Source organism: Pseudomonas sp. JV245A, assembly GCF_032424515.1.
GTDB classification, from domain to species: Bacteria; Pseudomonadota; Gammaproteobacteria; order Pseudomonadales; family Pseudomonadaceae; genus Aquipseudomonas; species Aquipseudomonas protegens.
The window spans coordinates 42,398-53,535 of the sequence record NZ_VYKE01000031.1; the positions used below are offsets into that span (position 1 = coordinate 42,398).

The 11,138-nt window shown below is 60.9% G+C and carries 13 protein-coding genes; 9 read left to right on the plus strand and 4 right to left on the minus strand.

What is annotated here, in order from left to right; genetic code table 11:
• Positions 1–7 precede the first annotated feature (7 nt).
• Positions 8–607, plus strand: coding sequence for an MliC family protein (locus F6S12_RS11890; RefSeq protein ID WP_210482070.1), 600 nt, complete (start codon positions 8–10; stop codon positions 605–607).
• 48 nt (positions 608–655) lie between these two features.
• Here F6S12_RS11890 and F6S12_RS11895 read toward each other — a convergent pair whose 3' ends face one another.
• Complete coding sequence (locus tag F6S12_RS11895; RefSeq protein ID WP_315868926.1) at positions 656–1,489, minus strand: enoyl-CoA hydratase/isomerase family protein; 834 nt, start codon at positions 1,487–1,489, stop codon at positions 656–658.
• A gap of 178 nt (positions 1,490–1,667) precedes the next feature.
• Between F6S12_RS11895 and F6S12_RS11900 the strand changes: the two genes are divergently transcribed.
• Complete coding sequence (locus tag F6S12_RS11900) at positions 1,668–2,750, plus strand: linear amide C-N hydrolase (RefSeq protein ID WP_370059139.1); 1,083 nt, start codon at positions 1,668–1,670, stop codon at positions 2,748–2,750.
• 80 nt (positions 2,751–2,830) lie between these two features.
• Here the strand turns inward: F6S12_RS11900 and praB are convergent, their stop codons facing one another.
• Positions 2,831–3,328, minus strand: a complete 498-nt coding sequence (gene praB / locus F6S12_RS11905; protein WP_015635617.1) for an alkane oxidation protein activator PraB — start codon at positions 3,326–3,328, stop codon at positions 2,831–2,833.
• 329 nt (positions 3,329–3,657) lie between these two features.
• On the opposite strand from praB, the gene F6S12_RS11910 reads away from it, so the two are divergent.
• From F6S12_RS11910 to F6S12_RS11940, 7 genes are all read left to right on the plus strand, one after another.
• Positions 3,658–4,464, plus strand: a complete 807-nt coding sequence (locus F6S12_RS11910) for an AraC family transcriptional regulator (RefSeq protein ID WP_315868927.1) — start codon at positions 3,658–3,660, stop codon at positions 4,462–4,464.
• An 84-nt stretch (positions 4,465–4,548) separates the two neighbouring features.
• Positions 4,549–5,184, plus strand: coding sequence for a LysE family translocator (locus F6S12_RS11915; protein WP_315868931.1), 636 nt, complete (start codon positions 4,549–4,551; stop codon positions 5,182–5,184).
• Between the two features lie 158 nt (positions 5,185–5,342).
• A complete protein-coding gene (locus F6S12_RS11920; protein WP_015635620.1) occupies positions 5,343–5,759 on the plus strand; it encodes an NUDIX hydrolase in 417 nt (138 codons plus the stop codon).
• A 135-nt stretch (positions 5,760–5,894) separates the two neighbouring features.
• The gene (locus tag F6S12_RS11925; RefSeq protein WP_161466832.1) at positions 5,895–6,500 is read left to right on the plus strand and encodes an SCO family protein; all 606 of its coding nucleotides are present in this window, start codon (positions 5,895–5,897) and stop codon (positions 6,498–6,500) included.
• Positions 6,500–6,979, plus strand: a complete 480-nt coding sequence (locus F6S12_RS11930) for a copper chaperone PCu(A)C (protein ID WP_015635622.1) — start codon at positions 6,500–6,502, stop codon at positions 6,977–6,979. The genes F6S12_RS11925 and F6S12_RS11930 overlap by 1 nt, the downstream gene beginning before the upstream one ends.
• A 201-nt stretch (positions 6,980–7,180) precedes the next feature.
• A complete protein-coding gene (locus F6S12_RS11935; protein ID WP_161466834.1) occupies positions 7,181–8,875 on the plus strand; it encodes an AAA family ATPase in 1,695 nt (564 codons plus the stop codon).
• Positions 8,862–9,803, plus strand: a complete 942-nt coding sequence (locus tag F6S12_RS11940) for a hypothetical protein (RefSeq protein WP_315868928.1) — start codon at positions 8,862–8,864, stop codon at positions 9,801–9,803. The genes F6S12_RS11935 and F6S12_RS11940 overlap by 14 nt, the downstream gene beginning before the upstream one ends.
• Before the next feature lie 3 nt (positions 9,804–9,806).
• Here the strand turns inward: F6S12_RS11940 and F6S12_RS11945 are convergent, their stop codons facing one another.
• A complete protein-coding gene (locus tag F6S12_RS11945; protein ID WP_161467100.1) occupies positions 9,807–10,424 on the minus strand; it encodes a class I SAM-dependent methyltransferase in 618 nt (205 codons plus the stop codon).
• Positions 10,425–10,495: 71 nt separating this feature from the next.
• The coding region (locus F6S12_RS11950) for a LysR substrate-binding domain-containing protein (RefSeq protein WP_315868929.1) at positions 10,496–11,138 on the minus strand (643 nt) is incomplete at its 5' end.

Below are 11,138 nucleotides of genomic sequence, written 5' to 3' on the forward strand. Positions count from 1 at the left end.
GTTACCCATGAACTTTCCCCTTCAAACAATGGTGAGCAGTGTCGCTTTATCGGCCCTGCTGGCCACTTCTCTGGCAACGGCCGAACAAGGTCCTTCATTCAACTGCAGTGAGAAGATGACCGGGTCGATAACCGCACTGATCTGCCAGAACCCTGGTCTCGCGGCACTGGACCGCAAGTTGGCCACTATTTATCGCGCTGCCCTGAAGAATGCCGGCAAGCGCGGCAATGTGCTCAAGGCCGAACAGCGTGGCTGGATCAAGGGCCGCGACGAGTGCTGGAAGACCGATGATCAGCAAGCCTGCGTGGCTGATAGCTATCGTCGGCGCATCGTCGAACTGCAGACGGGTTATGGGCTGGTCACCTCCTCCGCTCCGGTCATGTTCGATTGCGCGAGCAATGGCCGTATCAGTGTCACCTTCTTCCAGACCGAACCGCCCTCCCTCACCGCCTTATATAAAGGTCGGCAATCGCTGATGCTGGAGGCCAGCTCTGCCAGCGGCTCACGTTACCTAGGGCAGAACGAGAGCTTCTGGGAGCATCAGGGCGAGGCTGCTGTCACTTGGGGCCATGGGGCTGAAGAGATGATCTGCAAGAAAGCAGGCTGAGCCCTGCCGTCTGCACCGCATCGGGTGCAGGCCGCCACGCCCTGGGGGTTAGTTCCTGACAATACCCGGCGTACCGGGCGACTGCTGGCTGGCCCGATCCGGATGATCGCGCTCGATGAACCGCCGCAACCCTTCCTGGGTTTCCGGTTGATGGATCGAGCGGTTGAAGCACTGCGCTTCGATCTTCAAGCCCTCCGCCAATGGCAAGCCATAGCCACGCACGGCCGCTTCCTTGTCCGAACGCATCGCCGGTTGCGGCAGGCCGGCCAGGACATGGGCCAGCTCCAGTGCCCGTTTCAGGGAGCGCCCACTGGGTACTATTTCGTTGACCAGGCCGATACGGTACGCCTCCTGGGCGTCGATCACCTTGCCCGTGAGAATCAGTTCCATGGCCCGGCCCATGCCGATGATCCGTGGCAGGCGCTGGGTGCCGCCATCCGCCAGGCCGATGTTCCAGCGCCGGCAGGTAACGCCGAACGAGGCGTGTTCTTCAGCGATGCGGATGTCGGCAAAACAGGCCCACTCCAGGCCACCGGCATAGGCCACGCCGTTGACCGCGGCAATGATCGGCTTGTAGATCTCGGTCAAGCGGCTGGGGCCGATGATGCCCGGGCGTTCGCCACGGTCGTGGGCTGCCATTTCCTCGGCGCTGCTGGGCACCAGTTGCGCGGCCGCCTTGAGATCGCCGCCGGCGCAGAAGGCTCGGTCGCCGGTGCCGGTGATGATTGCCACCAGGGCGTTGTCATCCTCGCGAAAACGCGTCCAGGCCTCGATCAGCTCGCGGTGGGTGACCGGGCCGATGCAGTTGCGCTGCTCGGGACGATTGAAGCGGATGATCACCACGGGCCCGGACTGCTCATAGGCTATTTCGCTGAAAGTCATAAACGCTCCTGTTTATGTGTGTCCTGCGGTGAAACGGCTGCGCAATCCAGTATAGGCAGTGCTAAAAGTGAGGTTATGGCGATTTTCAGGTCACTCCGGGCTTTCTTGACAAGGAAAAAGACTGGTATGAATTCAGAGACCCGCGCCTTCTCGGCCGAATAAAACAGGAATCAGCACCATGAAGGTAATGAAGGTATTGCCACTGCCCAGGAAAGCCGTGCCTAGGGCCTTAGTCCTGGCCCTCAGCAGTATCATCCTGTCCCTGCCCCTCGCCCAGGCCTGCACCCGGCTGACCTACCTGGGAAGCAACCAGAGCGTGATCACCGCCCGTTCCATGGACTGGAAAACCGACGTGGCGACCCATCTGTGGATCTTCCCGCAGGGCATGCAGCGTAATGGTGAGGTGGGAGCCAACTCGATCAAGTGGACCTCGCGCTACGGCAGTGTGATTGCCTCGGGCTATGACATCGCGACTACCGACGGCGTCAACCAGGCAGGCCTGGTGACCAACCTGCTGTGGCTGGTGGAGTCCCAGTACCCGGTACCCGACAACGGCAAGCCGGGCCTCAGCATCGCCGCCTGGGCCCAGTATGTGCTGGACAACTACGCCACCGTGGCGGAGGCCGTGGACGCGCTGAAGAAAGAGCCCTTTACCCTGGTGACGGCCAATGTCCCCGGGGACACGCGCCTGGCGACCCTGCACCTGTCGATTTCCGACGCCACGGGGGACAGCGCGATCATCGAGTACATCAAGGGCAAACCGGTGATTCACCATGGCCGGGAATTCCAGGTCATGACCAATTCCCCGACCTTTGATGAACAGCTGGCCCTCAATGCCTACTGGAAATCCATTGGCGGCACCGTCATGTTGCCGGGCACCAACCGCGCCGCGGATCGATTCGCCCGGGCCTCCTTCTATGTCAACGCTATTCCCAAGGACGAGAGCCCGCAGGTCTCCCTGGCCAGCGTGTTCAGCGTAATCAGAAACGTCTCTGTGCCTTACGGCATCTCCACCCCGGGTGAACCGAATATCTCCTCCACTCGCTGGCGCACTGTAGTGGACCATCAACGCAAGCTGTACTTTTTCGAGTCGGCACTGACCCCCAATACCTTTTGGGTCGACCTGAAGAAGATCGACTTCGCAAGCACTACGGGCCAGGTGAAGAAGCTCGACTTGGGCAAGGACCAATCCACCACCTATTCCGGCGAAGTCTCCGGCGACTTCAAGGTCACCCCCGCCTTCAAGTTTCAAGGTGCCTGAGCGGTTTCTACGCTGCCGAGGCAATGTGCCCCGAGCGCCCGAGGCCACAAGGCCCGGGAGCTCGGGGTATCGCGAGGGGGCTACGGGACCAGGGTCAGTGGCGGCTGCAGGGTGATATCCAGCGTGGCCAGTGTGCAATTGCCAGTGAGGGCCTGGTTGAAGGCACTCAACTTTTGAAGGGGACCGTTCCAGGTCACGAATATGTCATTGGCCCCGCAATTGCTGGCAGGTACGAAATTGGAGACGACAAAGCTGACGCCCTCCAGCTTCAAGGAAAATACGTTTTCCGGTTTCAAGATCCAGGGCAGATTCTTTGCCTGCAAGGACTTGCAGATTCCGCTACCGCTGATGAACACACTGTGGATCTTGGCTTCATCCTGAGTGTTGATCGAACCGCTCAGGCTGATGCCACAGGTGACCTGTGCCTGAAACGACGACGGCAGTTTTATCGAGAGGGTGCCATTGTTGCCGTAGAACGGGCCCTGGGGTGAAAAGTGTGGTGCAGCGGCCACCAGGGTCGTGGAGCACAACCCTATGACAAGCGCACTTGCGATCATCAGGCTATTCAAGCTTTTCATTGTTGTTCCTCACGCATAGGGCGAAGTGTTTCGCCGGGGTAATGGCCATGATCGAGAGGTCATGAAAACGGCAGGACGTCCCTTTCCAGCCAAGCTTCAGGTCGGTTGCATTTCACGGGAGCGGCCAAGGCGCCAAGGAAAGTCCTCCGCCCTGGGCGAAATTCAAAAACAGCATTGAAATATTTTTTTGAATCAAATAGCTGGCAATCTCCGATCGGTCAAGGCTCCCCATCGGCCTTCAACCCTGTGGCAAGCCTGCCGGGGGGCCTGTTAGGCTAACCCGCCCACCGCGTCGCCGCGGTCTCTACAGCCCTTCGCGGAACCGCACCATGTCCTCCACCGCCCAATTCTGGCGCGACCCGAACCTGCCTTACGTCGAAAGCCGCCGGGCCTGTGACAGCCGCGCCAACTACAAGGCCCACAGCCATCCGACGGTGTCCATCGGTGCCGTGGACCGGGGTGTCAGTGTGTTCAGCGGCGGCGCCCAGGGCCCGACCCGGATCCGGGCTGGCAGCGTGGTATTTGTCCCGGCCGATTGCGCCCATGCCTGCAACCCCCTGCAAGGCAGCGCCTGGAGTTACCAGATGCTGCACCTGGACCCGCGCTGGGTGGACGCTGTGCGCGAAGAAGCGCAGCAGCATGGGTCGGCGCTTTCCCAGGTCGTGCTGAGCCACGACAGTGGCCTCTACCAGGCTTTTTGCCGGCTCAACCAGTTGTTGTTTTCCAACGCCAGCTGGCAGCACAAGGAGGCCGCGCTGATCGAGTTCATCGGTGGCTTGGCCACCCGGGAGCAACCGGTGATTGCCCTGGCGGCCGATCCGGCCCGGGCCAGCGCAGGCGTGCGCCGGGTCGTGGATTTCCTCCAGTGTGATCCGCAGCAGGCCAGGCCTCTGGAGCACTTGGCGGAACTGGCGGGAATCAGCCGCTACCAGTTGATCCGCGCCTTTCGCGCGGCCACCGGGATGACGCCCCATGCCTACCAGTTGAACCAGCGGATCATCCAGGCCCGCGTTTCGCTGCAGGCCGGGGAAGCGTCGGCAGCCCTGGCCCAGCGCCTGGGCTTTGCCGATCAGGCGCATTTTCAGCGAGTGTTCAAGGCTCATGTCGGCGTAACCCCGGGCCTGTACAAGGCCTGAGGCCGCGCAATTTTCTTCAATACCCCGGCTCTCTCGGCGCCGCAGACTTCCAGGCTTTCACGTCACTGGAAGGCTCTACCCATGATTCAACAGTTCCTGCTGGTCGCCGCCGCGCACTTTCTCGCCCTGCTCTCCCCCGGCCCGGATTTCTTCCTGGTAGCACGCATGTCCATGGCCGCGGGGTGGCGATCGGCCACCGGCGCCTGCCTGGGCATCGCCCTGGCCAATGGTGCCTTTATCGTCCTGGCGTTTGCCGGGGTCTCGGTGTTTCGAGCAGGCAGCCCGCTGTTCCTGGCGATCCAGTTGGCCGGGTGCGGCTACCTGCTTTATATGGGCTGGCTGTTTATCCGCCATGCCGGCGCCAGTTCACTGGCCGCGGTGGGCGGCAACGACGAAGCCCGGCCGCTGGGCCGGGCCACCTGGTGGCGTGGCCTGGGCATGGGCTTTCTCTCTGGCATCCTCAACCCCAAGAACGCCCTGTTCTATGTCAGCCTGGCGTCCCTGGTGGGGGCCCAGACCAGTGCCGGCTGGAAGCTGGTCTATGGCTTGTGGATGTTCAGCGCCGTGCTGTTGTGGGACGTGCTGGTGGCCCTGGCCATTGGCAACCGCCGGGTGCGCGAGCGCTTTGCCCGGGCCCTGCCCTGGCTGGAACGGGGCACCGGGGTGGTGCTGATCCTGCTGGCGCTGCTAGTGATCGGCGCCACTGTGTGGCGTCACTGATCCACGCCCCGGGCAGTGACTTCCAACTGTCATTACAAATAAACAACAAAGCAATAATCTGCCGAAAGCGCCGCTGCCGATATTGTCGCAACGGTGAACGGGCCTGCCGGGCATTGCCCGGTATCTGCCCCGCCGAAACAGTGCAAGGAGGACCTGCCATGCAACAACAGCCACGCCTGGGGTGCGGTGTCGCGATTGTCCGGGACGGCCAGCTGCTGCTGGTCAAGCGCCTTCGCGACCCGGAAGCCGGTTGCTGGGGCCTCCCCGGAGGCAAGGTCGACTGGCTGGAACCGGTGGAACAGGCCATGCGCCGGGAAATCCACGAAGAACTGGGGCTGACCCTTCAAGGCGTGAGCCTGTTGTGCGTGGTCGACCAGATCGACCCGCTGCGCCAGGAGCACTGGGTATCACCGGTGTACCTGGCCTCGGCCCCGGCCATGCCGGCGCGCAATTGCGAGCCGCACAAGCACAGCGATGTGGCCTGGTTCGAGCTCGACCGCCTGCCCCAACCCCTGACCCAGGCCACCCGCAGCGCCGTGCGCGCCCTGGTGCAGATGGCCGCCCTGGAAAGCTGAGCAGCCACGCCCCGGCCCTTCCCGGCCTGCGACCGATGGCCGCAGGCATTGGTCTAATTAGCCCGCCGCCGCTTTCGTCTGTTTGTTACCATGCGCGGGTTTTTGCCTGTCTGGCTGTTCAAAGGGCGTTATTTCATGAGTGTTCTGCTGACTCGCCGCACCCTGCTCACCAGCGCCGGAGTGCTCGGCCTGGGCCTGCTCGCCGGTTGCGACAACAGTCCCCGACTGTCCTTCAAATACGGCAAGGACCTGAGTAATCAGATTCTTGGCCGCACCTTCAAACTCATCGATTCCCAGGGCGAAACCAAGTCGCTGTCCAGCTACCGCGGCCTGATGCCGATGATTTTCTTCGGCTTCACCCAGTGCCCGGCCGTGTGCCCCACCACCCTGGCCCGCGCGGCCCAGGCCAAGAAGCTGATGGGTCGTGATGGCGACCGCCTGCAAGTGGTGTTCATCACCCTGGACCCGGAGCGCGACACCCCCGAAGTGCTGGACGCCTACGTCAAGTCCTTCGACCCCAGCTTCGAGGCGCTGTACGGCACCCTGGAGCAGACCGCTGCCACCGCCAAGGAATTCGGCGTGTTCTACGAAAAGATCCCCAGCGGCTCGACCTACACCCTGTCCCACACCGCCACCAGTTTCGTCTTCGACTCCCGGGGCACCTTGCGCCTGGGGCTTTCCCAGTCCCTTACCGCCCAAGAGTGCGCGGAAGACCTGCTCACCGTCATGGAGGTTTGTTAATGCATTCCCTACAGCGCCCATCCCGTCTCAAAGCTGCCCTGCTGCTGGTTTCCCTGCTGGGTCTGGGCGGCACCGCCAGCGCCGCGACCCAAGTGGACAACGCCTGGGTCCGCGCCACCGTAGCCGGCCAGCACGCCAGCGGCGCCTTCATGGACCTCACCGCCAGCAGCGACAGCAAGCTGGTTGAGGTGCAATCGCCAGTGGCCAAGAACGTGCAGATCCACCAGTCGAGCATGCACAACGACGTGATGAGCATGCAGCAAGTGGACGCCGTGGCCCTGCCGGCCGGACAGAAAGTCAGCCTGGACACCCACGGCTACCACGTGATGCTCATGGAGCTCACCGGCCAGATCAAGGCCGGCGACATAGTGCCCCTGACCCTGACCGTGGAAAACGCCAAGGGCGAGAAGGAAACCATCAAGGTCGAAGCCCAAGCCCGAGCGCTGAATGCGCCGGACCACAGCATGATGAAACACTGAAAACAAGTAGCGCAAATGGCCCCAGGGCCAGCTGAAAAAGCCGCGTTCTCGTAGGACGCGGCTTTTTTTTGTCCGAGGCAAACGTCCCGACCTGGAAAACCCGACAGTCGCCAATCTCTTGAATGCTTGGCCGACTATTTCCCGCAACCGACTCATGTGCGAATCTACGCGCCATTTTTTACTAATGGCACATAGCTATTTATGCCGGTGCGCTGGCCTGCTAGCCAGGATTCAAAGCAAGAGCTGAAAAACAATTATCAGGGATTCGATATGTCGCCAGACCGCACTGTGATCCATGTGCTTTTTTTCGTCGGAAAATCGGGACAGCCCACCGTATTGCCATTAACCGATGCTTATGAGGTGGTGGTCTATCCCTCCGAGGGACCGCCTGACATCCCCCCTTTCACTCTGGAAATAGCCCCTTCATCGCGCACCTCCAGCCGACAGCAGTTAGACGTAGCCTCGTTCACTACCCTTTACGGCGAGAATGGCAGTGGCAAGACCGAGATGTTGCTGGGGGTGTGCGAAGGACTGGCTGATTGGGAGTCTAAATCCAAAGTCAGCATTCTTTGGGAAACGGAACAGGGGCTGTACCTATCGAAAGGTCTTTCGCTTAACAAGACCAGGCTGCTCTCCAGCCTGCAGATCACTCAAGACAAGTTTTGCGTACCGCCCGATTTTTCGGCAGTTTTCTACTCGACCTCTCCGTTTGAAAAGGTCAGACGCGCACTCTTGCGTCGTAGAAAAGTAAAAGATGTCAGCCCAAGGTTTGGTCTGGTCGTGGAGTCGGAGATGGTTGCGGCATTTAATGCCTATCCCTTTCTCAAGGACAAAGCCACCTTCGTCTCCGAGGCGACGGCGGAAATAAAACTCAAGCCGGCTTCATTGGTTGACTTGGTGAAGTCATATTCCGCGGACGGAGCCAGAACCTACAAGGCCCTGGAGCCGGAAATGAAGACCCGGCTTCATGAGATCGACAGGCGCTCATCAGTACAGACGAGGTTTATCTGCTCCTTTGCCGTCCTGGAATGCCTGGACAGAGTAACTGATGAACAGCTTCATCTGTTGATTGATACGTTGCTGGCAATGATCAAAGTTCACGGCCCGTGGCTCAACGACTTGCTGTTGGTTGACTTCCCTCAACTGCTTCTGCTGGCAGGAAACGATTTCTTGGCCGAGCAATTGCTCAAGGCCCGCAACGCGCTGGATGTAGTCCGTCCCTTGTTCAAAAACGTCAATACTTGGAGGCGACTGGCCTCTTTGGCCTATTTGGATGAGCAAGCCGGTCACCAGATCCGTCAACATGAAGGTGTGTTTTCCGAAGTGGCTGCACTCGGTTTGCTCAAGTTCTCCTTCAAGCAACTGAGCTCCGGCCAGGCCAGCATGATGTCGCTGTACTGCTCCACCGCCCGGGCCTTCGGCGAGTTCGAGCGCGAGTCGCAGGATAGGTTGATGCTGCTGTGCATCGATGAAGGCGAGATGTTCATGCACCCCAAGTGGCAACGCATGTACATCGACAGCCTGCTGAAATTCATCGGGCAATTCGGTTCCCTGGCGAAAAGAACCCACGTGTTCATTTCCACCCATTCACTGATCGTCGCCGCCGATACACCCGCCGGCCGCCTGTTCGACCTGGACAACCAGCAACTGACCAATGCCTTCGGCTACACCCCCAAGCAAACCTTGAACTCGGTATTCGCGGTGGGAGATTTCACGGGCGAGTTCAACCTGAACCTGCTGACCAAACTCTCAGATGTGTTGAACCGCAAGGATCAAGACTTGGAAAGCATCAGGCACGCCTGGCAGATCGCCGACACACTGGCCAACGATGAGCTCAGGCACCATGTACAACAACAGTTGAGCGTGCTGATCGGAGGCCCGCATGCTCAAGCTTAAGGTGGATCCGACCGCTAAACAGCGGCACCTGCAAACCTTGGGCGAGCGTTTTGACAAGGCCATGAGTGCCTGGAAGTCACCCTTCGCCGGTTATCCGCCCTTCACATCAGACTTGAAGAAGGTGTTGCAGAGCGAGCGCGATTTCATACTTGTCGGCGATGTCAGCCGGCTACACGGGGTGATCCAACAGGTCAAACACAAAGCCGGGCCCCTTGATCATTACTTGCGAAATCGACCCAGCGCAAAGTCCGGCGCTCGGCAGGCCGATATGGAGAAGTTGATCACCAAGCTGGGCGAAATCTTCGACTACAGCAATTTCATCTACAAGGGCGTCGGCTGGAACGCCTACAAGCTGGTAGGCAGTTATGCACTGCGCATCTGCCCTTACTGCCACCTGCACCATGTGAATTACCACGGCCAGAGTGTCGGCACCCCCAGGAAACTGGAAATGCGGCCGCCCCTTGATCACTTCTTGCCCAAGTCGATCTACCCCTATCTGGCGGTGTCGCTGTACAACCTGGTGCCCTCTTGTCACCCGTGCAACTCCTCGATCAAGGGGGATGACGACCCCGCCCATACAATCCCCCATCCTTTTGACCCCACCGCCCCCCTGGACATGAGTTTTACCCTCAAGGGGTCGGCGCTTGGGATCTCTGGAATCACCGAGGAAGAACTTAAGCTGACCGTCACTGGTAACGGGGCCTGGGGCGAGTTCACCACATTCTTCCACCTGCAGGAGCGCTACCAGTGGTACGCCCCGGAGGTGACCGACATGCTCAAGCGCAAGCAGTTTCGGGATGAGAGCGATGCGGTGGTTCAGTCGTTGATACGTGCGGATTTCATCCTTGGGTTTGCCCCGCACGACTTCGAAAAACGTGCCCTGGGCATCTGCCTGCGGGACATCGCCAAAAACCTGAAGGTGCTCTGAGCCTCAATCTATCGTCCGCGCCAGCCAAACGGTGAACCCGCAGCAGTCCGGGTCTTCGCTGATGTGCTGCACCACCTCGAAACCATGGGTGTCGAGCAAGGTGCAGTATTCCCCTGGGGAGAGGCTGGCGTGGTACAGGTCTTGGCCCTCGAATTCGCCGATGGCCTCCCCTGCCTCGAGGCCGCTGGTGAACATCAGGGCACAGCCCGGGCCGGCGTGGTGTTCGAAAACGGCGAACATGGCGCGCTGATCGTCCGGGCTCAGGTGAAACAGGCTGTTCCAGGCGAGGATGCCGGCAAAATCCTGGTCCAGGGCGAGGCTGCGCATGTCAGCGTGGATCCATTGCTGCCCGGCAAAGCGCTGGCGGCACTGGTCCAGCAAGGTGGCAGAGCTGTCGACGCCGGTGACTGCACATTGGTGTTCGATCAGGTTGCGCGCAATCGGCTCGCCACCTCCGCAACCCAGGTCCAGCACCTGGCCGCCCTGCCCCATGACCCGGCGAAAGCGCTCCAGCCATGCCTGCTCTCCCTCGAAGGCCTCGGGGCTGGCCCTGCGACGCTGGTCCCAGGCCCGAGCATGACGCTGGTACAGATCGACGATATGCCGGGCGGACTCGTGCATCCACAGGTTTCCTTGTGCGTGTGTGGCCGCAAATTACAGCACAACGGCGCTTGGGCCGGGCATCAAGCCGTTCAACTGCGCCCTGCCAGCTCCAGCAACTGCCCGCGCAGCCAGCGGTTGGCCGACTCGTTCTGCACTTGCTTGCTCCAGTACAGGTTGAGGCAGACCTCGGGCAGGGTCAGGGGCATGTCGAGAATCCGGTTGCCCAGCCCGGCGTTGATCAACTGCGCATTGTTGCGGGTCAGGGTCAGCAGGCCATCGCCCTGGGCCACCAATTGCGCGGCGGTGAGAAAGTGCTGGCAGTGCTGGCGGATGCGCCGTACCACCCCCAGGTGCCCCAGGGCCAGGTCTTCGACGCAGATGCCCCGGCGCCTGGAGGTCACCGCCACATGCTCGGCCGCCAGGTAGCGTTCCACCGTCAGTTCGCCGCTGAAGCCGGGGCCGGCCATCACGCAGAAGGAATCCTGCAGCAGCAGTTGCTGTTGCAGTTGCGGGTCGGTGAGCCGCGACAGTTCGATGGCCAGGTCAATGCGCCCGGCAATCATCTCCAGCTTCAGGTCGGCCCAGTGCACGCTGGTGCTGCGCACTTCCAGGTGCGGGGCAACACGGTTCAGGTGCGCCAGGATCAAGGGCAGGATCACCGGCTCCAGTTGCTCCGGCATGTTCAGGGTGAAACGCCGGCGGTCCCGCAACGGGTCGAAGGCCTGGGCCGGG